Source organism: Mycobacterium sp. GA-1841 (assembly GCF_001954135.1).
GTDB lineage: Bacteria > Actinomycetota > Actinomycetes > Mycobacteriales > Mycobacteriaceae > Mycobacterium.
The window spans coordinates 59610-80598 of the sequence record NZ_MBEQ01000024.1; the positions used below are offsets into that span (position 1 = coordinate 59610).

Sequence of the window (20989 nt, forward strand, 5' to 3'; positions counted from 1 at the left end):
CCGGTCTTGTCTTGCGGGATATAACAATTCGACGCAGCACAGCCCGGTTTGGTTCCATCTGATTTCTACCGCACCGCATGTGCCGACCGGGTGGCCGCCTCACACGCGGATCGGACCGCCGCACCGTCACCCGGCGGGCTCTGGCAGCCGACCGCGATCCGCACCGGACCGTCGACGAACACGGCCCATCGGATCTCCCGACCGGACCGAACTTCCCGATACCCCACCACCGGTCGTCCGGCGATGACCACCGTGGGATCGAAGTCGACGAAGACACCCGCGGGCTGGCCTTGCAGTGCCTCACGGAGAGTGTCCGCCACCGCGCCGTCACCGACCGCGGACTGGGTCAGATGGATCATCACCTCCGGATCGGCCGGCGAAATGACCTGCAGCCGAGCTGATCCCGGGCCGTCGACGATCCGCTGCACCGTCCATCCGGTCGGTACCTGGATCCCGACGCCGCCCTCGACCAGAAGCGTCATCGCCGGGCCGTGCCGGTCTTGAGCGGCCAAGGTGAGACCGCCGAGCACCACGGCCACCGCGACGGCCGCCATGATCGCCGGCCCAATTCGGGGCCTGCGCCCACCGACAGGTTCGCTTACCGGGGTGATCGCCGCGGTGAGCGCGCGGTGCCAGGTGCGCGTATCGGCGGACGTGACGACCATCCCTGCGGCACGCAGTGCAGCCGCCACGGCAGGACCCAGAACGTCGGCCGCGGCCACCTCCGGTGGTGCGTCGACGATCACCTGACCTGCGCCGCTTCCGACGGCCATCACCGCCCGCACAATTGCTTCCGGGGCGACGTCGCCACCACCGTCGATGTGGCGCGCCACGGTCAGCGGAACGACGTCGGCCTCGACACCCGAGACCACCACGAGTTCGTCGGCGATCTCCACCACCGGACAGCACGCGTCGGTCAGCGACCGCCGCAGGGCCTGAAACCGCTGTATGACAACCACTTCGGCGCCTGAGGTCTCGGCCACGGCGGCCACCCTCCGGCACTGGTCGACAGTCCACCAGGTCGGACAGACCAGCGTGACGTGCAGCGCTCCGCCGCCCACCGCATCGAGGATCTCGACCCACAACTGCGTCACCGCCACCGGCTCGTCATCGATCAGGACGGTGTCGTCGTCGATACCGGCCACCGCGGTTCTGGCGTGCACAGCCGATACCGGCCGCGGGCCGCGCACCGTCACCGGCCCCGCCTCGACGACCGTCGTCACCATGACTCGGCCCCGACGGGCATCGCAACCTGAACCAGTTGATCGGGTGCTCCACGGGTGATCAAGCAGCCGCGACCGGGGGGAAGGCGAACCGGGCGGGCCGATCCCCACAGCGCGCCCTCGTCGGGGCCGGCGCTCATCATCAGTCCCATCCCGCCGAGGTCTTTGACCGCCGCCAGGACCGGATCGAACATGGCCCGAGCCGCACCGCCCGAGCGACGGGCCACCATCAGGTGCACACCGAGATCGCGGGCGTACGGGAGAACACTCGTCAACGGCGACAGCGGATTCGCGGCGCCGGCGACCACCAGGTCGTAATCGTCGACCACGATGTAGAACTCGGGGCCGGTCCACCAGGATCGGTCGCGAAGCGCCCGCTGGGTCACGTCTGTCCCGGGCATCCGGCTGCGCACAATGTCGAGCACTGCCGGCAGCGCGGCGTCGAGCGCCCCGGCGGAGGCGGCGTATCCGGCCAGATGCCCCGATTCCACTGCACCGAGCAAGGCCCGGCGGAAGTCCACGATGAGCAGCTGCACGTCCGCCGGGTCGTTGGCGGACACCAGATCACTGCACAGGGCACGCAGCACCGTGGATTTGCCACAGCCGGTGTCGCCGAGGATCACCAGATCGGAGTGGGCCGCGAAATCGATCAGCACCGGGGCCAGTTCACGTTCACCCAGTCCCAGTAGCACCTCGGTCGCGGGGCGGCACCGGCGCACCGGCAGCAGTTCATCGGTGCGCACCCGCGGCGGCAGCAGCCGGATTCGCGGGGCGCGGGCATCCTCGTGCTGAGCAGACAGCGTGTCAGCGGCCCGGGTCAGCGCCGCGGTGATCCCGGTCGTGCTCGGGGTACCGTCCAGCCGGGGCAACGCGACGAGCAACTCCCTGCCATCTTGGGTGAGCCCGCGTCCCGGTCGGCTTCGGCCGAGCTCGCGGGCACGCTTGCGGTCCATCTCCGATTCAGCGGGATCACCGAGTCGCAGTTCGATCCGGGTACCCAGCTGATCCTTGAACGCCGGCCGGAAATCGGCCCACCGCGACGCGGTCACCACGATGTGCACCCCGAGCGAAAGGCCCTGTACCGCAAGGGCAGTGATCGCGGGCTCCAGTGAATCGAATTCACCGCGAAAGGTCGCCCAGCCGTCGATGAACAGGAAGACGTCACCGAACGGATCCTCGACATCGCCACTGGCGCGACGCGACCGGTACTCGGCCGGGGAACTGATGCCGAGTGCGGTGAAACGGTCCTCGCGGGCGCGGACCAGCGCCTGCAACTCGGCGACCGTGCGCCGAACCAGATTCGGATCTCCCCGGCCGGCGACCGCCCCGACGTGGGGCAGTGCCTGCAGCGCGGCGAGTGCTCCGCTGCCGAAGTCCAGCCCGTAGATCTGTACATCAGCCGGGGCGTGCGACGCCGCCAGGGCGAGCGCCACGGTCATTGCGGTGGTGGACTTTCCGGACTGGGGTCCTCCGACCACCGCCACATTGCCCTGGCCTGCACTCAATTCCAGAAGAAGCCGATCACGCCGTTGCTCGAAGGGACGGTCGACGAGCCCGATCGCCACGGTGAGCGGCTCCTGGTCAGTGAACAGCACGTCGCTCAGTGGGATGGCCGCCGGCAGCGGTGGCAACCACACCTGGTGTGCCGGTGCCCCGTGCCCGCTCAACCGATCGACGACGCGCTGCAGCACGGTCGTCGTCACCAGCGGCGTCGGCGGCTGGGCGGACACCGCCCAGGACACGCTGAAGCGCCGCGGCGCTGGGATGTCACTTTCTCCGGCCCGCCGGTCCACCCGCTGCCCGACCGAGTGTGCGGCCGAGGCGAATGCGGTCTGGAATCGGATGATCTCGCCTGACGGGGTCTTGAGGTAGGCCGCTCCCGGTGTGTTGGGCAGCTCGTAGGCATCGGAGATGCCGAGCACCGACCGCGACTCGTTGGGTGAGAACGTCTTGAGGCACACCCGGTAGGACAGGTGGCTTTCCAACCCGCGCAATCTGCCCTCGTCGAGCCGCTGACTGGCCAACAACAGATGGATGCCCAGCGATCGTCCGAGCCGGCCGATCGCCACGAACAACTCCGCGAAGTCCGGGTGCTGCTGCAGAAGTTCGGAGAACTCGTCGACCACGATCAACAGGGCCGGCAGGCCGGGTAGATCGGCGCGATTCCGGTACTCGTCGATGTTCGCGAGATTCCCCGCCATCCGTAGCAGTTCCTGCCGACGGGTCATCTCGCCGGCCAGGGCGTCGGCCATCCGCGCCACGAGATGGGCCTCCTCGGCCAGGTTCGTGATCAACGCGCTGACATGGCGGGTTCGATGTAGTCCGAGAAACGTTGCGCCGCCTTTGAAATCGACCAGAACCAGGTTGAGTGCCTCGGGCGGGTGGGTGGCGATCAATCCCAGCACGAGGGTGCGTAAGAATTCCGATTTGCCGGATCCGGTGGCACCGACGCACAGTCCGTGGGGTCCCATCCCGTCGTGCGCGGCCTCTTTCAGGTCGAGGTGTACCGCGGTGCCGTCCTGGTGACGGCCGATGGGTACCCGCAGGAACCGATGGGGAGGTGGCCGGTGGACCGGCGGCACCATCCGGTCCACATCGTCGATACCGATCAGCGTCGGCCAACCGGACGAGTCCGGCGCCGGTGCGGCGTGGTGGCGCGCCAGCCTACGGGCACACGTGAGGGCTTCCTTCAGCGTCAGCTGATCAGGGCGCACCGCCACCTCACCGCATCGCGGAACCTCCGCGTCGAGGTCCAGATGCAGATCGGCGCTGCCGGTTTCGGTGGCACTCCCCACCGTCAACAGGATGAGCGCACCGCCCGGGCCCGGATCGGTGACAACGGTGGAGGCGGAATCGACGATGACGATGGTGTGCACGGCCGGATCAGCGCAGGGCAGCTCGCTGAGCCGGCGGACACGCAGTGGGACAGACTCCCGATCGGCTCCGGAATGCCAATGGTGGGCAAGCCATTTCAACCAGTCCCAATACCCCGTCGCCGACGCGTCGAGAACCGCGGCGATCCGCACGTGTTGCGGGCTGTGGGCCGTCGCCAGCTGACAGATCACCGCACGCAGCAGAGCCCGAGCCGCGTCCACCGGGCCCGCCACGCCGAGATGTCCGAGCTCGCGTAGGTTCACCGTGACGGGTGCGCCTTCCACCGTCGACCGGCGTCGAAGCAGTTGCGCCAGAGCCGATGCCGTCACCGGATCCGCGTCGTGGCCCGACCGGTCATCGGCCACGACCAGACGTGTCCACAGCGGCCGCTGCCCCACCCCGATCCGCACCTCACAGAACTCCGGTGCCTCGGGGTGTCGACCCCATATCTGCTGGGCTGCAGCCAGTGTCCACAATCGGCGCGGATCGGGATGCTCCGCATGAGCTTGGAGCCACTGAACACGAGCCGTCTCGGCTGTCACGGTGTCGATCCCGTCGAGGTATCGGAAATACGCGCAACGATCCCGGTGCAGCTCGGCGGTTCCACCACCGCCCCGGAAGCTGAAGATGACGGTGCCGAGCGCCGACATCACCATCATGACCGGGAACATCATCGCGGTGGGTCCGCGCGTCGCCATGGCCCCCGAGGACACGTACACCGCGATCATGCCGGCCATCGCCACCACCATCACGATCGGGAACACCCTGGTCAACGGGTTGACCGGTGAACGACGAGGTAGCGTCGGCGGGGCATCGACCACCAGCTGAGCCGGCGGTCTGCACGTGGGTTCCATCGACGTTTGGACGCACGCCGGCCGTATTCGGTTCCCTTTTGCGGCCCGAAAAATTCGTGTGCGAGGGCGGGCGCCGGGTCGGATACCGTGACAGGTGTCGGCGTCAACCGGGGGGTGATGCGATGCCGGACTCGTTGTGTCACGTATCGATTCACTGCGGATCGTCGATCGGCTCGTCGGGCGCGGCCGATTCCGGGGACACCGTCGACCTGTCCCTGCCCAGGGGATTGACCGTCGGCGAGTTGCTGCCCTGGATTGTCGATATCGTCAACACAGGCGATCGCACGCCGAGACGATGGAGCCTGATGCTCGTGGGGGGATATCACCTGGATGAGTCGGCGACGCTGACGCAGAACGGGATTCACGATGGCGATCTGCTCGTCTTGGCGGGAGTCGATGAGCACCCGGCGCCGAATCGGACACTGGTCACGGCGCTGAGCACGCGCCCGCCCGAGGACGAAATCCCCACCACCGTTCGTATGATGGGTTGCCTCTGGGCCTGTGCGGTCGGCATCAGCGCGGCGCTGTGGGCCGGTGTCGACAGCCACGGCTGGGGCCGCGTCACCACCGCCGCGGTCATCGCTGTCGCCGTGGGTGCGGTGACCATGGCGGCGCACCGTTTCGGCCTCGATCGATCGCTGGTCACCGTGGTGGACGTCGTCGCCGTGGGTTCTGCCGCGATCCTGGGATTCCTCGTGGTTCCGGGCGGGCCCGCCGCGGCGAACATCTTTCTGGCTGCCATGGCCGCCGGTTCACTCGGCGCCGTCCTGCTCCGGTTGCCGGAGCGTGACAAGGAGATCCTGATCGCGGTGGTGACCGCCGCCGGGTTGATCGCCGTTGCGACTGCGGGCGCGGTGTTGTGGACCTTGACCACAACCGCATCGGGCGCGGTGCTCAGCGCACTCGGCATCGGCTTGTTACCACTGGCGCCGCGGCTGTCCATCGCACTTGCCGGTCTGACACCCGCGGTTCCTGATTCCGGACCAGAAGACCACGCTGTCACCAGTTTTGACGTCGATGCCCGGGCCCATGACGGACACCGCTACCTGGTCGGACTGATCCTCGGTTGTTCGACCACCGCCGCCCTGGGCACGGTCATCCTCGTGGTCGCCGGGTTACGGCAGGTGAGCGCAGTCGAGGTGGCCTTCGCCCTGTCTGTCGGCCTGGTCCTGCTGCTGCGTACGCGCACCTACGCATCCGGACGCTGCCGCACTGGATCCGTCTTCAGTGGATTCTGTTGTCTCAGCGCAGCTTTCACGCTAATGGTGGCCTGGCTGCCGGAGTATGGCGGTTGGGCCGGAGCGTTGGCCGTGGGCGCCGGACTCGCCGGGCTCTGGCCGCTCAGGTTCGGCACGCCGGTAGCCGCCCGGCTGGCCGATGCAGCGGAATACGGTGCGCTGGCCGCGGTCGTACCGCTGGCCTGCTGGCTCGCCGGGGCCTTCGATGCCATCCGTGACATGGGGTTGTGGTGAACAGCGCGGGCCGATTGATCGCCGCTCTGGTGGCCGGGGTTCCGCTGGCGACGATCACCCCGGCCTATGCAGTTGGGCCCACCGCTGTTGGGGCCGCAGCTGTCGGGCCCGCAACCGTCGTCCCACCGGCCGTCGATTCCACCTTGCTCCCCCGGCCCGCACCGCCGGGGCCCGCGCAGCGGACCGAACAACGCCGGCCGTGTTACCGATCCGACGCCGAGAACACCAAGTCCATCGGGACGCCGCTTGATCTGGACTCGGTGTGGCCGCTGTCGAGAGGTGAGGGTCAGACGATCGCCGTGATCGACACCGGCGTCGCCCGGCATCGACTTCTTCCGCACCTGGTCGGCGGTGGCGACTACGTGTCACGCGGCGACGGCACCTCTGATTGCGACGGCCATGGCACCATCGTCGCCGGAATCGCCGGTGCCGCAAAAGACAACGGCTTCAGTGGGGTGGCGCCCGAGGCGGTGATCCTGGCGATCCGCCAGTCGAGCAACAAGTTCACTCCGGCCGGCGGATCGACCGGGGTGGGCGACGTCGAGACCTTGGCGATGGCCGTGCGCACGGCCGCCGACCTCGGCGCCACCGTCATCAACATCTCGTCTCCGGCATGTGTCGCCGCCGATGCCGCACCCGATGACCGGGCACTCGGGGCGGCACTGGAATACGCCGTCGAGGAACGAAATGTCGTGGTGGTCACCGCCGCCGGAAACGTCGGAGCCGGCTGTACCCAGCAGGACACCCCAACCGGACCCAGCAGCCAGCCCGACTGGGACGGTGTGCGTTCGGTGTCGAGTCCAGGCTGGTACGACGATCTGGTGCTGTGCGTCGGATCGGTCGGAAGCGACGGCGCCGCTTCGGATTTCAGCCTGGCCGGCCCATGGGTCGATGTAGCCGCTCCGGGTGAGAACCTGATTTCCCTGCATCCCGACGGTGCGCACCTGATCGACACCATCGGTCGGCACTCGCCGATCTCGGGCACCAATTACGCCGCTCCGGTGGTGGCCGGGATCGTCGCACTGGTGCGCGCCCGCTTCCCTCGACTGAGCGCGCGGGAGGTGATGCGCCGCATCGAAGACACCGCCCGCACCCCGGCCGATGGCTGGAATCCGTTTGTCGGGCATGGTGTGGTCGACGCGTTGGCCGCGGTCAGCGGTGGTGGCGCATCGGGTCCGGCCGCACCACTGGCGCGGGTTTCGGTCGCCCCCGCCATCCCGGCCCCGATCGATTCCCGGGCGCGGCGTATCGCGTTCGGCGGCGGCGCGGTGTGTCTGGGCCTCACCGTCCTGACGGCACTGGCGTTCTCGGCCGGCCGGTTACGCCGGCGCCGCGGGTAGCCCGGACAGCGAATCCCGCACCAACGAGGCCGCTTCGCGGTTCAGTTCGGGCCCCCGCGGCAGCATCGCCACCATCGGCCAGGGCGCCGGTATCGGCGTAGTGCCTACGCCCAACACCTCGGCAGTTGCCCCGTCGCGGACTCCGAACAGCACGCCGAGGTCGTCGAGCAGATACAGCGGGCCAGTGAAGCCGCCCGCGCCGTCGTCTCCCGTGACACCGGTGGCCTGCAGCAGCACGCTGCGCCCGGCCGGGATATGGCTGCGGTCGATGTTCGGGCCGTCGCCGTCGGCCTGCGCCAGTTGAACGCTGCCCTCGGGCAGGGAATCTGCCACGGCCACCGCGGTATTCGTGTCCGGATCGGATCGTCGGGAATTCCAGCGGGCACAGATCACCGCTCGTGCACCCGGCAGCACCCGCTCCGGGAACCGGCCCACCGCCAGGCTGTCGGCGACCGGCACCGCGGCCACCACGTCGGCGGCGACGACCGGTGGTTCGGCATCGGGCTGCGCCACGCTGAATCGGATGACGTCGGCGGCCACCCGGCCGAGACGTTGCAGCCCGTCGGTGAGCACCACGTAGTACTCGGCCGGGCCGGCGCGCATCACGCGGATCACGGTGCCGACGGGCAGACTGCCCAGCGCAGCCGGCCCGGGTGTGCCCGCGCCGGGAATCGACGGTGCCCGCAGGGCCGGGACTTCGGGTGCCGAGTCCAGCAGGGCTTGCGAAATCGGTTGAGCCGTCACCTGTTCGAGGTGAAGTGCGCGCACCACCGCGATATCGCGCAGGTCGACCCGAGCCCGGCGACCATCGGCCAGCAGGTAGGTGGGCGCGCCCGGGGCACGTGCCGACACCAACAGCGCCTGACCCTCGGGCAGCGGTGCGATCTCCTGTCCGGCCAGCAGCACGGTCTCGGCGGACTTTCTGACATCGCAGATGGCCCACACTGATTCGTCGAGGCGCAGTGGCGGGCCGAGATGAGCGGGCGCACCGGGGATCCCGACCAGCGGACCACGGCGAAGCTTCGCCAGGGCGGAGTCGTCGACCACCACCGGGTCCGCCGGTGCGCCGACGACGAGCCGGGCCGAGGACAGGTTCAGCGCGGGATGTACGACGTCGTCGATCCGGACGTAAAGCGCCCCGGTCTCCCGCGCCATCAGGATCGGCGCATCGCGCGGCGCCGCACCCGGACGCACCACGGCAATCACCGCGCACACCGCGACCGCGACGGCCGCCAGCACGCAGCCGGTGCCATAGGCCACGGCCTGTGCGCGCAACGGATCGTCGAGCATCGCGGCGTCACCGCGCACCAGGGCATGCGCCAGGCGCCGCATGAGAAATCGATGCCCGCTGAGCTGTAACCGAGTGGCCGATCGCCGTGCCATATGTCCCCCGTGCGCAACCCTAACCCGGGGCGGGACACCACGATTGCGCCGATTTCGACGCTTGGTCAGTCGGTGCGTTGCCGTTGCCGGTAGGCCGCGACATGCTGCCGGTTACCGCAGTTCCCGGTGTCGCAGAAAATGCGGGACCGGTTGCGCGACAGATCGGTCAACACCGCCTCACAGTCGGGCGCGGCACAGATCTTGAGCCGACGGAGTTCACCACCGCGGATCAGATCGGCCAGCGCCATCGCCATCTCGGCGCCCATGCGCTGCGCCAGCGGGTCATCGGCCGAGGCCAGGTGCAGGTGCCATTCCGGCATCTCCTGGTGTCGGGTCAGCCAGGGCGCGGCCTTGGTGTCACTGAGCAAGGCGTTGACCCGACGGACCGTCTCCTCTTCGTCGTCGGCCACCGCCCAGATCTCCCCGATCCGGATGCGCAGCGCGCGCACGGCCGCCAACTCGGCCTCGTCGCGGTCGCGCCGCCCGGTCCACCCGAATTCATCGAGATAGGCGCTCAGCGCGGCCTGGTCGGTGAGCGTCTCGCCCGCCACCCGGTCGCTGTTGACCAGCACCATCGCCGCCCGGAGCGTGAGCTCGGTGTCATACGTGAAAAGCATTTGACTCGTGACTCTCTGTCGCCGTAGCGTCAACCCTACTGTCACTACCATAGCGACTTTTACTCATGACATGACCCCGGGGAGGTGTACCGATGACCGCCGAGATCCAGCTCGACCGCACGACTGCCGACAACCACTTCCGGCCGGGACTGATGTTCGCCGTCAGTTCCGCACTGGCATTCGCGGCATCGGGCCCGTTCGCCAAAGCCCTGATGGAGTCCGGCTGGAGCCCCACCGCAGCCGTCACGGCCCGGCTCGCCGGCGGCGCGCTGATGATGGCGGCCTTCGCGTGCCTCGTGCGGCCCGGTTGGCTCCGCGAGGTGCGTGTCCATGCCCGTACCGTCGTCGCCTACGGCGCCTTCCCCATCGCCGGCGCCCAACTCTGCTACTACAACGCCGTGGCCCACCTGTCGGTCGGCGTGGCACTGCTACTCGAATACACCGCGCCGGTCCTGGTCGTCGGCTGGATGTGGGCCACCACACGGCGCCGCCCGGGCGCGATGACCTTCGGCGGGGTGGCCCTGGCGATCACCGGAATCATCCTGGTGCTCGACGTGTTCAGCGGCGCCCACATCAACCTGATCGGGGTCGGCTGGGGCCTGGCCGCCGCGGTGTGCGCCGCCTGCTACTTCCTGATGTCCAACCGGGTCAGCACCGACGGCGACGGACTCAATCCGATCAGCCTGGCCGCCGGCGGCCTCATCGTCGGGACCGCGGCAGTGTCGCTGCTCGGCCTCAGCGGTGTGATGCCGCTGACCTTCACCGCCAACGCGGTGACGCTCGCCGGACACGCAACTGCCTGGCTCGTACCGGTGATCGCGCTCGGCCTGATTCCCACGGCGCTGGCCTACACCCTGGGGATTCTCGGTATCGCCCGACTCAAGCCGCGCTTCGCCTCACTGGTCGGGCTCTCGGAGGTACTGTTCGCGGTCCTGATCGCCTGGGTCATGCTCGGCGAGGCCATCTCGGTGCGTCAGGCGATCGGGGGTGCCGTGGTGCTGATCGGCCTCGCACTCGCCCGCCACGGCGACCGTGGTGAGGAAACGATTAGCCGTGGCTAACCATTCTGTGTGACTATGGCGGTCGTGACTTTTCTGTGGAAGCCGTTCCGGCTGGCCGCCATGGTCTCAGCCATCGTCTGCGCAGGTGCCCTGGCCACCGTCTCCTCCCCGAGCATCCCGACCGCCGCCGCTGAGCCCTGCTCCGATGTCGAGTTGATCTTCGGGCGTGGCACCAGCGAGCCGCCCGGGATCGGACGCGTGGGACAGGCCCTCGCCGACGCACTGCAGGCCCAGCTCGGCGGTCGCACCGTGAGCACCTACGGCGTCAACTACCCGGCCACCTACGACTTCATGGCCGCGGCCGACGGCGCCACCGACGCCACCAACCGCGTCGCCACCCTGGCCGAGCAGTGCCCCTCCACCCGCGTGGTGCTGGGCGGCTACTCGCAGGGCGCCGCGATCGTCGACATGCTGATCGGCGTACCGCCGCTGGGCAACAAGGTCGGCGAGGTCGGCTCGGCCCCGCCGCTGCCCGCGAACCTGAACAAGAACGTCGCCGCGGTCGCGGTGTTCGGGAACCCGTCGGCCAAGTTCGGCATCCCGGTGACCTCCAGCCAGTTCGGCGGCCGTGCGATCGACCTGTGCAGCGACGGTGATCCGATCTGTTCGGGCGGCCGGAACCCGTTCGCGCACACGCATTACGAGAGCTCGCCGTTCATTCAGCAGGCTGCCGGGTTCATCGCCGGATTGGTGTGACGGGCCGGCCTGAGCGGCAGACGTTACGATTCGGTGTGGCCATTGACCTTGTTCGTCGCTGCACCGGATTCCTGGCGGCGGCACTGACCGCCGCTGTTGCTGTCGTCGCGCCCGTGGTGATATCCGCGCCCACCGGGACTCTCGCGGTGGCGGCGGCGGACTGCCCCGACATCGAGGTGGTCTTCGCCCGCGGCACCAATGACACCCCCGGGCTCGGCCGGATCGGCAACGCGTTCGTCAGTTCGCTGCGCAACAAGGTCGGCGGTCGTTCGGTGGGCGCCTACGCGGTGAACTATCCGGCCAGCTTCGACTTCCTGGCTGCGGCGGGTGGCGCCAACGACGCCAGCGGCCACATCCAGTGGATGGTCGACAACTGCCCCGACACCCGACTGGTGCTGGGCGGCTACTCGCAGGGCGCCGCGGTCATCGATGTCATCGCGGCCGTCCCGTTCCCGGCCGTCGGCTTCACCGCGCCGTTGCCGCCGAACGTCCCCGAGCACGTCGCGGCCGTCGCGGTCTTCGGGAACCCGTCGGCCAAACTCGGTCTGCCGCTGACCGCCAGCCCGGTGTACGGATCCCGGGCGATCGACCTGTGCAACCCCGGCGACCCGATCTGCGGCGACGGGGACAGCGTTGCGGCGCACCGCGCCTACGAAGGCCCGGCCAACGACGCCGCGAACTTCGTCGCCGGCCTGCTGTAGCCCGCGTCCGCTACGATCGCTTAGGTGGTCAAACTTTCCGGTGGCCGACGACTTCGGCGATGGATCTCTGTAGGCGCCGTCCTGGCGGCGGTCGCGACCGCCCTGCCGGTCACCTCGGCGGTGTTTCCGGGCTCGCTGGCCGTGGCCGGCGCGGCGCCGTGTCCCCCGGTCGAGGTGGTCTTCGCCCGCGGCCGGACCGAGCCGGCCGGCGTCGGCACGCTGGGCAACGCCTTCGTCAATGCCCTGCGCTCGCGGGTCGACAAGAACATCGGCGTCTATGCCGTGAAGTACCCGGCCGACACCGAGGTCGACATCGGCGCGAACGACATGAGCGGCCACATCCAGTACATGATGAACAACTGCCCGGACACCCGCTTGGTGATCGGCGGCTACTCGTTGGGCGCCGCGGTCGCCGATGTGGTGCTGGCCGTTCCGTTCACCGGCTTCGGGTTCAAGACTCCGCTGCCGGCCGGCGCCGACTCACACATCGCCGCGGTCGCGCTGTTCGGCAACGGCGCCGCGTGGGTGGGGCCCATCAGCAACTTCAGCCCGATCTACGCAGACCGGACCATCGAGCTGTGCCATGGCGCCGACCCGATCTGCAACCCGGCCGATCCCAACACCTGGAAGAACAACTGGCCCGATCATCTGGCCGGCGCGTACATCGACGGTGGAATGGTCAACCAGGCCGCGGACTTCGTGGCGGGCAAGCTCTGACCTGAAGTCGTCGGTGGGCCCGGCGACGCTGGGCCCATGAATCAACCGTTCCTGGGTAGCCAGGCGCTGCACGCCGGCGCACCGGCCGAGGTGGTGCGCACCAGTCGTCGAGCCCCGGCGACCGGCGAGCTGAGCCGGCCCGATATCCGCTTCAAAACACTGTGACGAACGTGCCGGATACCGCGCCCCACCGCCGTCGGATTCAACGAGAACATACACAGTCGTCGCAGTGTCTGAAACGGTATACGCAGCGGGGCCAGGCGGTTGCCGTCAGACATCACAGCGTGCGCAGGTCCCTGGTGACAACGTTGCGGGCGGCCATTTCGTCATCGGGCGGATAGTCGACCTGCACCAGCGTGAGCCCACGGGCCGGCGCGGCGGCGAAATCACTGGACCGGCTGGTCTCGCCCAACAGTCCGGCGGTCCAGTCCGGCGAACGCCGGCCCTCCCCCACCGCCAGCATCGCACCGATCAGCGAGCGAACCATGTTCCAGCAGAACGCATCCGCGGTGACGTGGGCGGTGACGTAGTGGCCGTCACGCACCCAGTCCAGCCGCTGCAGGTCGCGAATCGTGGTCGCCCCGGGGCGATGCCGACAGAAGGCCGCAAAGTCGTTGAGGCCCACCAACTCTCTCGACGCAGCAGTCATCGCCTCAAGGTTCAACGGCTTGGACCACGGTGTGACGAACCGCGCTTCGGCCGGCTCGACGCCATAGGGAGCCAGGCTCAGCCGGTAGGTGTAGTGGCGACGCAATGCCGAGAACCGGGCGTCGAAACCGGCTGGCGCCCGGACAATCTCGCGCACTCGGACATCGGTGGGCAGCAGCCGGGCCAGCCGGCGCACCAACGGGGCGAACTCGGCATCGCCGGGACGTGTGGTCCGGGGGTAGGCATGAGCGACGGCGTCGACCGGAATGTCGACGTGGGCAACCTGGCCGGTGGCGTGCACCCCGGTATCGGTGCGGCCCGCGGTCCGGGTCACCACCGGGGTGCGGAACACGGTCGAGAGCCCTTCGTCGATCACCCCGGCCACCGTGCGCTGGCCGGCCTGCACCGCCCAGCCCGCGAAATCGGTGCCGTCGTAGGCAACGTCAAGGCGAAGACGAACAAACCCGCCACCGGATGCGATGGCGGGTTTGTCCACTTCGTTGCTACTTGGCTTCGTCGGCCTTGTCCTCCGTCGGAGCCTCGGCGGCCTCCTCGGCTGCGGTCTCTTCGGCTGCGGTCTCTTCGACCGCGTCCTCAGCCGGAGCCTCGGCCTCTTCAGCCTTGGTCTCTTCAGCCTTGGCCTGTGCGGCGGCGACGCGACGAGCGCGGTCCGCTTCGGAGGTCACGGTCTTCTCCCGCACCAGCTCGATGACCGCCATGGGAGCGTTGTCGCCCTTACGGTTCTCGACCTTGATGATGCGGGTGTAGCCACCGTTGCGGTCGGCGAAGTGCGGGCCGATCTCGGCGAACAGAGCGTGCACGACGTCCTTGTCGCGGATCTTCTTCATCACCTCGCGCCGGTTGTGCAGCTCACCCTTCTTGGCGTGGGTGATCAGCTTCTCGGCGTACGGACGCAACGCCCGGGCCTTCGGCTCGGTCGTCTTGATCCGGCCGTGCTCGAACAGCGACGTGGCCAGGTTGGCCAGGAGCGCCTTCTGGTGTGAGGACGACCCGCCGAGGCGAGGACCCTTGGTGGGTTTGGGCATTGCGACTATCTCCTAAATGGGGCCGGCCCCCGTATCAGGTAGGACCGGGACGGATTTCTTTAGAGCTGTTCGGTCTCGGCGTAGTCCTGGGTGTCATCCAGGTCGTAGCCGCCGGCGTCCGCGGTCCAGGTGCCGGTCGCGGCGTCGTAGCCGGCGACCTCGGACGGATCGAACGTGGCCGGGCTGTCCTTGAGCGAGAGACCGAGCTGGTGCAGCTTGATCTTGACCTCGTCGATGGACTTCTGGCCGAAGTTGCGGATGTCCAGCAGGTCGGACTCCGTGCGGGCGACGAGCTCGCCCACCGTGTGCACACCCTCGCGCTTGAGGCAGTTGTACGAGCGGACGGTCAGGTCCAGGTCATCGATCGGCAGCGCGAAGCTGGCGATGTGGTCGGCCTCGGCCGGGGACGGGCCGATCTCGATGCCCTCGGCTTCGACGTTGAGTTCCCGTGCCAGACCGAACAATTCGACCAGGGTCTTGCCGGCCGACGCCAGGGCGTCACGCGGGCTGATCGAGTTCTTGGTCTCGACGTCCAGGATCAGCTTGTCGAAGTCGGTGCGCTGCTCGACACGGGTGGCCTCCACCTTGTAGGTCACCTTCAGCACGGGGCTGTAGATGGAATCGACCGGGATACGGCCGATTTCGGCGCCCGAGGCCTTGTTCTGCACGGCCGGGACGTAGCCGCGACCGCGCTCGACGACGAGCTCGACCTCCAGCTTGCCCTTGTCGTTCAGGGTGGCGATGTGCATGTCCGGGTTGTGCACCGTCACACCGGCCGGGGGCACGATGTCACCGGCGGTGACCGCACCCGGACCCTGCTTGCGCAGGTACATGGTGACCGGCTCGTCCTCCTCGGAGGACACGACCAGGCCCTTGAGGTTCAGGATGATGTCGGTGACGTCTTCCTTCACCCCGGGGACGGTGGTGAACTCGTGCAGCACACCGTCGATGCGGATGCTGGTCACCGCTGCGCCCGGGATGGACGACAGCAGCGTGCGCCGCAGCGAGTTGCCCAGGGTGTAACCGAAACCGGGCTCCAGGGGCTCGATGACGAACTTGGAGCGGTTGTCGGCGAGGGTTTCCTCCGACAGTGTGGGTCGCTGAGAGATCAGCATTGTTTTCTTCTCCTTCTCGGCACCCGCTATTTGATGCCGTCTGGGTGTTTCCGGTCGGGCGACCGGAAACCTTTACTTCGAGTAGAACTCGACGATGAGCTGTTCGGTGAGCGGAACGTCGATCTGCGCGCGCTCGGGCAGCTGGTGGACCAGCACCCGCTGACGCTCGCCGACGACCTGCAGCCACGACGGGATCGGACGCTCACCCGCGGTCTGCCGAGACACCTCGAACGGCAGGGTGTTGAGCGACTTCTCCTTGATGTCGATGATGTCGTACTGCGACACCCGGTAGCTCGGGATGTTCACCTTGACACCATTGACGGTGAAGTGGCCGTGGCTGACCAGCTGACGGGCCATCCGGCGGGTGCGCGCCAGGCCGGCTCGGTACACCACGTTGTCCAGACGGCTCTCCAGGATCTGGAGCAGGTTCTCACCGGTCTTGCCCGACTGGCGGTTGGCCTCTTCGTAGTAGCGGCGGAACTGCTTTTCCAGCACGCCGTAGGTGAAGCGAGCCTTCTGCTTCTCCTGCAGCTGGGTGCGGTATTCGCTCTCCTTGATCCGCGCGCGGCCGTGCTGGCCGGGCGGGTAGGGGCGCTTCTCGAACGACTGATCGCCGCCGACCAGGTCGACGCCGAGACGACGCGACTTGCGGGTGGCGGGTCCGGTATAACGTGCCATTTTCTTTTATCCTCCCTAGACCCGGCGCCGCTTGGGCGGACGGCAGCCGTTGTGCGGCTGCGGAGTGACGTCGGAAATCGCGCCCACCTCGAGGCCGGCGGCCTGCAGCGAGCGGATGGCGGTCTCACGGCCCGAACCCGGACCCTTGACGAACACGTCGACCTTCTTCACGCCGTGCTCCTGCGCCTTGCGGGCGGCGTTCTCGGCGGCCAGCTGCGCGGCGAACGGGGTCGACTTACGCGAACCCTTGAAGCCGACGTGGCCCGACGATGCCCAGGCGATGACGTTGCCCTGGGGGTCGGTGATCGAGACGATCGTGTTGTTGAACGTGCTCTTGATGTGAGCGGCGCCGTGCGGGACGTTCTTCTTTTCCCGGCGACGGGTGGTCTTGCCGCGCTTGGCGCCGGCAGCCTTCTTCGGTGGTGCCATCGGTGCTTACCTAGCCTTCTTCTTGCCGGCGATGGTGCGCTTGGGGCCCTTGCGGGTACGCGCATTGGTCTTGGTCCGCTGGCCGCGCACGGGCAGGCCACGACGGTGCCTCAGGCCCTGGTAGCAGCCGATCTCGATCTTGCGGCGAATGTCGGCCTGCACCTCGCGGCGCAGGTCACCCTCAACCTTGAGGTTGCCTTCGATGTAATCGCGCAGAACGGTCACCTGATCGTCGGTCAGGTCCTTGGTGCGCATGTTCTTGTCGATGCCCGTCGCGGCGAGAATCTCGTTCGAACGGGTACGGCCGATGCCGTAGATGTAGGTCAGGGCAATCTCCATGCGCTTGTCGCGCGGAAGATCAACGCCCACGAGCCGTGCCATGTGGCGGTTTCCTTTTTCTCTGTCGGAGGTCTGGTCCCAGCCCGTTCCCGTCAGCCCCTAAGGGCTCTCAAGGGGTCCGGCCTCCGTGCCGGACGTGGATGAATGCTCATCTCGGATGAGCGGCGCTGTTACCTCTTTTTGGCGCTGACGCGCCGGGCCGCTCAGTGGTGCTGGGATTTCATCATTCAGTTGTGGTGCGATCCGTCAGTTGACGCGCGACGGTCTGCTCTTCGCGCGTCCGCTCATCGCTAGCCCTGCCGCTGCTTGTGGCGGGGATCGCTGCAGATCACCATGACCCGCCCATGCCGGCGGATCACCCTGCACTTATCGCAGATGGGCTTGACGCTCGGGTTCACCTTCACGGCTGTTTCGATCCTTCTGGCTCAATTGGTGGCGCGCGCATACATGCCACCGGGTCTCGTCGTTACTGGTCGGGCTTCTATCGGGTCACTTGTACCGGTACACGATGCGGCCCCGGGACAGGTCGTAGGGAGAGAGCTCCACCACGACGCGATCCTCGGGCAGGATGCGGATGTAGTGCTGCCGCATCTTGCCGCTGATGTGGGCCAAGACCTTGTGTCCGTTCTCCAGCTCAATGCGGAACATCGCATTGGGCAGAGGTTCGACCACGCGGCCCTCGACCTCGATGGCACCGTCTTTCTTGGCCATACTTTTCGGCGATCCTTGCTTTCGTTTCGTAGCTTCATCAGTCTCAATGCAGCCCGTCGTGATGCTGCACCGACCAACTTCAAAACGTGAGCCGGATCGAGGCGAAGTTGCAGAAATTCAGCAGTTCCAAGACGGGGCACGCAAAAAGTCGGCGCGATAGCCGCACCGTTGGTCCACAATACCCGCTCGGCGGCCGGTACCAAAATCACGGCTGATCAGCCCCGGCAATCCAGATCTGTGCCGAAGATTGGTGCACGGCGAAGCCGCCACTCAGGCGAGAATGGTACGGACTGATCCGCGCCCAGCGAACGGAGACCCCGAGCACGTGTTGGCTGTCTACCTGGCCGCATTCGTCGTCGGCGGCATCGCCGTTTTGGCCGCCCTGCTCCTCGCCGATGTCGGGCACGGCGACGGCATGCCCTTCCTCAGCCTGACCGGCCTGTCGGTCGGCCTGCTCGGCGCGGGCGTCGGCGGGCTGATCGGCACGTGGCTGGGACTGGGCACGCTCTGGGCTGCGGTTCTGGCCGGCGCCTGCGCCGTCGTGCTGGTCTTCACCCTCAACGGTCTGCTGCTGCCCTACATGCGCCGGCAGCAGTCGAATTCCCACCACGGCCGGTCCTCCTACGTCGGCCTGCTCGGCACCGTCACCCTCGAGATCCCGGCCGGCGGCTGGGGCGAGGTGTCGTTCGTCGACGCCGACGGCAACCGGGTGTTCTCCCGCGCCAAGAGCGACGAGGCCGACGCGCTACCCAAGGCGACCCGCGTCTACATCGCCGACATCGATCCCGATTTCGTCCATATCGTCGCCGTTCCAGAAACCTGAGCGGTTCCCGAGCACTGACCCACCGAGAAAGGCACCACCGTGTCCCTGTTGCTCATCGTCGTCCTGGCCGCCGTGGCCGCCATCCTGATCCTGGTCGTGCTGCCGATGGTCTACGTGAAGAACTACATCAAGGTTCCGCCCAACGAGGTGGCCGTGTTCACCGGACGTGGCACTCCCAAGGTGGTCCGGGGCGGCGCCCGGTTCCGCATGCCCGGCATCGAACGCGTCGACATCATGAGCCTGGAGCCGTTCAACGTCAGCATCAACCTGCAGAACGCCCTGTCCAACAACGGTGTCCCGGTCAATGTCGAGGCGGTCGGTCTGGTCCGCATCGGTTCGGCCGACGAGGCCGTGCAGACCGCGGTGCAGCGCTTCCTGACCTCCGACCTCAACGAGTTGCAGCGCCAGATCAACGAGATCCTGGCCGGTTCGCTGCGCGGCATCACCGCGACCATGACCGTCGAGGACCTCAACTCCAACCGTGACAGCCTGGCCCGCAGCGTGGTCGAGGAGGCCGGCGGCGACCTGGCCCGCATCGGTATGGAGGTCGACGTCCTCAAGATCGCCGGTATCTCCGACGCCAACGACTACCTCAAGTCCCTCGGCCAGCGCCGCATCGCCGAGGTCAAGCGCGACGCCACGGTCGGTACCGCCGAGGCCGAGCGCGACGCCCAGATCCAGTCGGCCAAGGCCCGCCAGGAGGGGTCCATCGCGCAGGCCGAGGCCGATACCGCGATCGCCACCGCCAACCAGAAGCGCGACGTCGAACTGGCCCGGCTGCGCGCGCAGACCGAGGCCGAGAACGCCCAGGCCGACCAGGCCGGACCGCTGGCCAACGCCCGCGCCCAGAAGGACGTCGGCATCGCCACCGAGCAGGCCGAGGCGGCCCGGGTGCAGGCCCGCATCGAGGTGGAGCAACGTCGCGCCGAGCAGGCGCAGGCCGCACTGCAGGCTGACGTGATCGCGCCCGCCGAAGCAAAACGACAGGCCGACATCGCGATCGCCGAAGGCCAGCGTCAGTCCACGATCCTGGCCGCCGAGGCCGCCGCCGAAACCGAACGCCGCAAGGGGCAGGCCGAGGCCGACGCCCGCAAGGCGGCCGCCGACGCGCTGCGCGTCGAGAAGCAGGCCGAGGCGGACAGCCTGCAGGCCAAGTTGGTCGCCGAGGCCGCCGGTAAGAAGGAACTGGCCGACGCGCTGCGGGTGGAGCAGCAGGCCGAAGCCGCCGGTATCGAGGCCAAGCTGCTGGCCGAGGCCAACGGTAAGAAGGAGATCGCCGCAGCTCTCAACGGCTACACGGCCGAGGCGGCACGCCTGCTGATGTTGCCCGACGTGCTGGCCTCGGTGGTCAAGGCGACCGAGGCGGCGGCCGCACCACTGGCCGAGATCGACCGGCTGTCGATCATCGGTGGTTCGAGCGACACCCAGGGCGCGGTCGGGAGCCTGCTCGGCATCAGCCCGCTGGCCGTGGCCAACATCCTCGAGTCGCTCAAGTCGTCGGGCATCGACGTCGCCGCCATGCTCAAGGGATCAGCCGACCCCGACCCCACCACCAACGGCAAGCCGGTCTCGGCCGGGCCGGCCCCCGCCGAGGAGTGAGTTACGACTTCACGGCGCTGGTTCCGGAGTTCGTGACCGATCGCGCACAGATCGCGGCGCTCGACCGGGCGATGTGCGAGGAGATCCTCGGACCTGCCCCGGCGGTCATCGTCGATTTCACCGAGGAGCTCACCTCGAAGTACTTCAAGGACGACGACGAGCGCTTTTTGATGGCCGATCCCAGCTGCGACGTCAGAGGCAGCACGATCGCCACGTCATGGCAGACCGTCGCCCAGAACGCCAGCACGTTGTTGCAAATGACCTACGAGCGCGGGTTGCTGCTCTATGACCCGCAGTACGAGCGGCTCTACGATCCGCGCGACAGTGTCGAGATCGACGTGCGGATCGGCGGCGGCGTGCAGGTGCCCTACCTCAGCGAGAGCCTGCTGCAGGAGGTCTTCGCACACCCGTCGCCGCAAGAGCCGTGGCTGGTGATCTCACGCCGAGACCAGGTGTTCATCCAGTCCTTCTTCCCCAAGGGACGCGCCGTCACGATCGAACACCGGGCGGGCGCCCCGGACCAGCACTATGTCGCCCACATCGACGACGCCGAACTGGCCCGACGGGTGCTGTGGCAGTGGGCGACGGCACACCCCGGTTGGCAAGCCGCTGTGAACTGGGAACCGATGGCGTTCTGAGCGCCGACCGAAGTGAGAAAACCGC

The 20989-nt window shown here is 68.0% G+C and carries 22 protein-coding genes; 10 read left to right on the top strand and 12 right to left on the bottom strand.

Going from position 1 to position 20989, the window contains the following annotated elements; genetic code table 11:
• Positions 1-65: 65 nt before the first annotated feature.
• Both A5740_RS06555 and eccCb read right to left on the bottom strand, forming a co-directional pair.
• Complete coding sequence (locus A5740_RS06555; RefSeq protein WP_076192480.1) at positions 66-1226, bottom strand: type VII secretion-associated protein; 1161 nt, start codon at positions 1224-1226, stop codon at positions 66-68.
• Positions 1220-4951: a type VII secretion protein EccCb gene (eccCb, locus tag A5740_RS06560; protein ID WP_076192482.1), complete on the bottom strand. Its 3732-nt coding sequence runs from the start codon at positions 4949-4951 to the stop codon at positions 1220-1222. Before eccCb ends, A5740_RS06555 begins: the two co-directional genes overlap by 7 nt.
• A 122-nt stretch (positions 4952-5073) precedes the next feature.
• On the opposite strand from eccCb, the gene eccD reads away from it, so the two are divergent.
• Entirely contained in the window at positions 5074-6423 is a 1350-nt protein-coding gene (gene eccD, locus A5740_RS06565; RefSeq protein WP_076192484.1) for a type VII secretion integral membrane protein EccD, read from the top strand.
• A 26-nt stretch (positions 6424-6449) separates the two neighbouring features.
• The gene (gene mycP, locus A5740_RS06570; protein WP_371454730.1) at positions 6450-7763 is read left to right on the top strand and encodes a type VII secretion-associated serine protease mycosin; all 1314 of its coding nucleotides are present in this window, start codon (positions 6450-6452) and stop codon (positions 7761-7763) included.
• Here the strand turns inward: mycP and eccB are convergent.
• Both eccB and A5740_RS06580 read right to left on the bottom strand, forming a co-directional pair.
• Positions 7743-9146 (bottom strand): type VII secretion protein EccB, encoded by a 1404-nt coding sequence (gene eccB / locus A5740_RS06575; RefSeq protein ID WP_076192486.1) that lies wholly within the window; start codon positions 9144-9146, stop codon positions 7743-7745. The genes mycP and eccB overlap by 21 nt on opposite strands.
• Positions 9147-9211: 65 nt before the next feature.
• The gene (locus A5740_RS06580; protein WP_076192488.1) at positions 9212-9763 is read right to left on the bottom strand and encodes a CGNR zinc finger domain-containing protein; all 552 of its coding nucleotides are present in this window, start codon (positions 9761-9763) and stop codon (positions 9212-9214) included.
• Between the two features lie 92 nt (positions 9764-9855).
• On the opposite strand from A5740_RS06580, the gene A5740_RS06585 reads away from it, so the two are divergent.
• From A5740_RS06585 to A5740_RS29290, 5 genes are read left to right on the top strand one after another with little or no spacing between them, the layout of a single operon-like run.
• Entirely contained in the window at positions 9856-10824 is a 969-nt protein-coding gene (locus tag A5740_RS06585) for a DMT family transporter (RefSeq protein ID WP_076192489.1), read from the top strand.
• A gap of 15 nt (positions 10825-10839) precedes the next feature.
• Entirely contained in the window at positions 10840-11520 is a 681-nt protein-coding gene (locus tag A5740_RS06590; RefSeq protein ID WP_076192491.1) for a cutinase family protein, read from the top strand.
• Positions 11521-11555: 35 nt separating this feature from the next.
• Positions 11556-12221 carry a cutinase family protein gene (locus A5740_RS06595; RefSeq protein WP_076192871.1) on the top strand — a complete coding sequence of 222 codons (666 nt, stop codon included), beginning with the start codon at positions 11556-11558 and terminating at the stop codon, positions 12219-12221.
• A 24-nt stretch (positions 12222-12245) separates the two neighbouring features.
• Positions 12246-12938 carry a cutinase family protein gene (locus A5740_RS06600; RefSeq protein ID WP_076192493.1) on the top strand — a complete coding sequence of 231 codons (693 nt, stop codon included), beginning with the start codon at positions 12246-12248 and terminating at the stop codon, positions 12936-12938.
• 36 nt (positions 12939-12974) lie between these two features.
• Positions 12975-13103, top strand: a complete 129-nt coding sequence (locus tag A5740_RS29290) for a hypothetical protein (protein WP_256386349.1) — start codon at positions 12975-12977, stop codon at positions 13101-13103.
• A gap of 112 nt (positions 13104-13215) precedes the next feature.
• Here A5740_RS29290 and truA read toward each other — a convergent pair whose 3' ends face one another.
• From truA to infA, 8 genes are all read right to left on the bottom strand, one after another.
• Complete coding sequence (gene truA / locus A5740_RS06605; RefSeq protein ID WP_076192495.1) at positions 13216-14082, bottom strand: tRNA pseudouridine(38-40) synthase TruA; 867 nt, start codon at positions 14080-14082, stop codon at positions 13216-13218.
• A gap of 7 nt (positions 14083-14089) precedes the next feature.
• On the bottom strand, positions 14090-14632 hold the full coding sequence (gene rplQ, locus A5740_RS06610) for a 50S ribosomal protein L17 (RefSeq protein WP_076192496.1): 543 nt from the start codon (positions 14630-14632) through the stop codon (positions 14090-14092).
• 59 nt (positions 14633-14691) lie between these two features.
• On the bottom strand, positions 14692-15747 hold the full coding sequence (locus A5740_RS06615; protein WP_019347690.1) for a DNA-directed RNA polymerase subunit alpha: 1056 nt from the start codon (positions 15745-15747) through the stop codon (positions 14692-14694).
• Between the two features lie 72 nt (positions 15748-15819).
• Positions 15820-16425 (bottom strand): 30S ribosomal protein S4, encoded by a 606-nt coding sequence (rpsD, locus tag A5740_RS06620; protein WP_076192498.1) that lies wholly within the window; start codon positions 16423-16425, stop codon positions 15820-15822.
• A gap of 15 nt (positions 16426-16440) precedes the next feature.
• A complete protein-coding gene (rpsK, locus tag A5740_RS06625) occupies positions 16441-16854 on the bottom strand; it encodes a 30S ribosomal protein S11 (protein ID WP_004571524.1) in 414 nt (137 codons plus the stop codon).
• A gap of 6 nt (positions 16855-16860) precedes the next feature.
• The gene (gene rpsM / locus A5740_RS06630) at positions 16861-17235 is read right to left on the bottom strand and encodes a 30S ribosomal protein S13 (RefSeq protein ID WP_004571523.1); all 375 of its coding nucleotides are present in this window, start codon (positions 17233-17235) and stop codon (positions 16861-16863) included.
• A 248-nt stretch (positions 17236-17483) separates the two neighbouring features.
• A complete protein-coding gene (rpmJ, locus tag A5740_RS06635; RefSeq protein ID WP_003879483.1) occupies positions 17484-17597 on the bottom strand; it encodes a 50S ribosomal protein L36 in 114 nt (37 codons plus the stop codon).
• Positions 17598-17682: 85 nt separating this feature from the next.
• Positions 17683-17904: a translation initiation factor IF-1 gene (gene infA, locus A5740_RS06640; RefSeq protein WP_003418601.1), complete on the bottom strand. Its 222-nt coding sequence runs from the start codon at positions 17902-17904 to the stop codon at positions 17683-17685.
• 280 nt (positions 17905-18184) lie between these two features.
• On the opposite strand from infA, the gene A5740_RS06645 reads away from it, so the two are divergent.
• The 3 genes from A5740_RS06645 to A5740_RS06655 are packed head-to-tail and all read left to right on the top strand — an operon-like array spanning position 18185 to position 20964.
• Positions 18185-18727: a hypothetical protein gene (locus A5740_RS06645; protein WP_175616182.1), complete on the top strand. Its 543-nt coding sequence runs from the start codon at positions 18185-18187 to the stop codon at positions 18725-18727.
• A gap of 39 nt (positions 18728-18766) precedes the next feature.
• Positions 18767-20326: a flotillin family protein gene (locus A5740_RS06650; RefSeq protein ID WP_076192502.1), complete on the top strand. Its 1560-nt coding sequence runs from the start codon at positions 18767-18769 to the stop codon at positions 20324-20326.
• Positions 20323-20964 (top strand): hypothetical protein, encoded by a 642-nt coding sequence (locus A5740_RS06655; protein WP_076192504.1) that lies wholly within the window; start codon positions 20323-20325, stop codon positions 20962-20964. Before A5740_RS06650 ends, A5740_RS06655 begins: the two co-directional genes overlap by 4 nt.
• The last annotated feature ends 25 nt before the right edge of the window (positions 20965-20989 follow it).

Coding starts and splice junctions, on each gene's coding strand:
- infA (WP_003418601.1), bottom strand. CDS start 17,904: ATGGCCAAGAAAGACGGTGCCATCGAGGTCGAGGGCCGCGTGGTCGAA.
- eccB (WP_076192486.1), bottom strand. CDS start 9,146: ATGGCACGGCGATCGGCCACTCGGTTACAGCTCAGCGGGCATCGATTT.
- A5740_RS06580 (WP_076192488.1), bottom strand. CDS start 9,763: ATGCTTTTCACGTATGACACCGAGCTCACGCTCCGGGCGGCGATGGTG.
- rplQ (WP_076192496.1), bottom strand. CDS start 14,632: ATGCCCAAACCCACCAAGGGTCCTCGCCTCGGCGGGTCGTCCTCACAC.
- A5740_RS06590 (WP_076192491.1), top strand. CDS start 10,840: ATGGCGGTCGTGACTTTTCTGTGGAAGCCGTTCCGGCTGGCCGCCATG.
- eccD (WP_076192484.1), top strand. CDS start 5,074: ATGCCGGACTCGTTGTGTCACGTATCGATTCACTGCGGATCGTCGATC.
- A5740_RS06645 (WP_175616182.1), top strand. CDS start 18,185: ATGGTACGGACTGATCCGCGCCCAGCGAACGGAGACCCCGAGCACGTG.
- A5740_RS06615 (WP_019347690.1), bottom strand. CDS start 15,747: ATGCTGATCTCTCAGCGACCCACACTGTCGGAGGAAACCCTCGCCGAC.
- A5740_RS29290 (WP_256386349.1), top strand. CDS start 12,975: ATGAATCAACCGTTCCTGGGTAGCCAGGCGCTGCACGCCGGCGCACCG.
- A5740_RS06585 (WP_076192489.1), top strand. CDS start 9,856: ATGACCGCCGAGATCCAGCTCGACCGCACGACTGCCGACAACCACTTC.
- A5740_RS06555 (WP_076192480.1), bottom strand. CDS start 1,226: ATGGTGACGACGGTCGTCGAGGCGGGGCCGGTGACGGTGCGCGGCCCG.
- eccCb (WP_076192482.1), bottom strand. CDS start 4,951: ATGGAACCCACGTGCAGACCGCCGGCTCAGCTGGTGGTCGATGCCCCG.
- rpsK (WP_004571524.1), bottom strand. CDS start 16,854: ATGGCACCACCGAAGAAGGCTGCCGGCGCCAAGCGCGGCAAGACCACC.
- rpsM (WP_004571523.1), bottom strand. CDS start 17,235: ATGGCACGGCTCGTGGGCGTTGATCTTCCGCGCGACAAGCGCATGGAG.
- rpsD (WP_076192498.1), bottom strand. CDS start 16,425: ATGGCACGTTATACCGGACCCGCCACCCGCAAGTCGCGTCGTCTCGGC.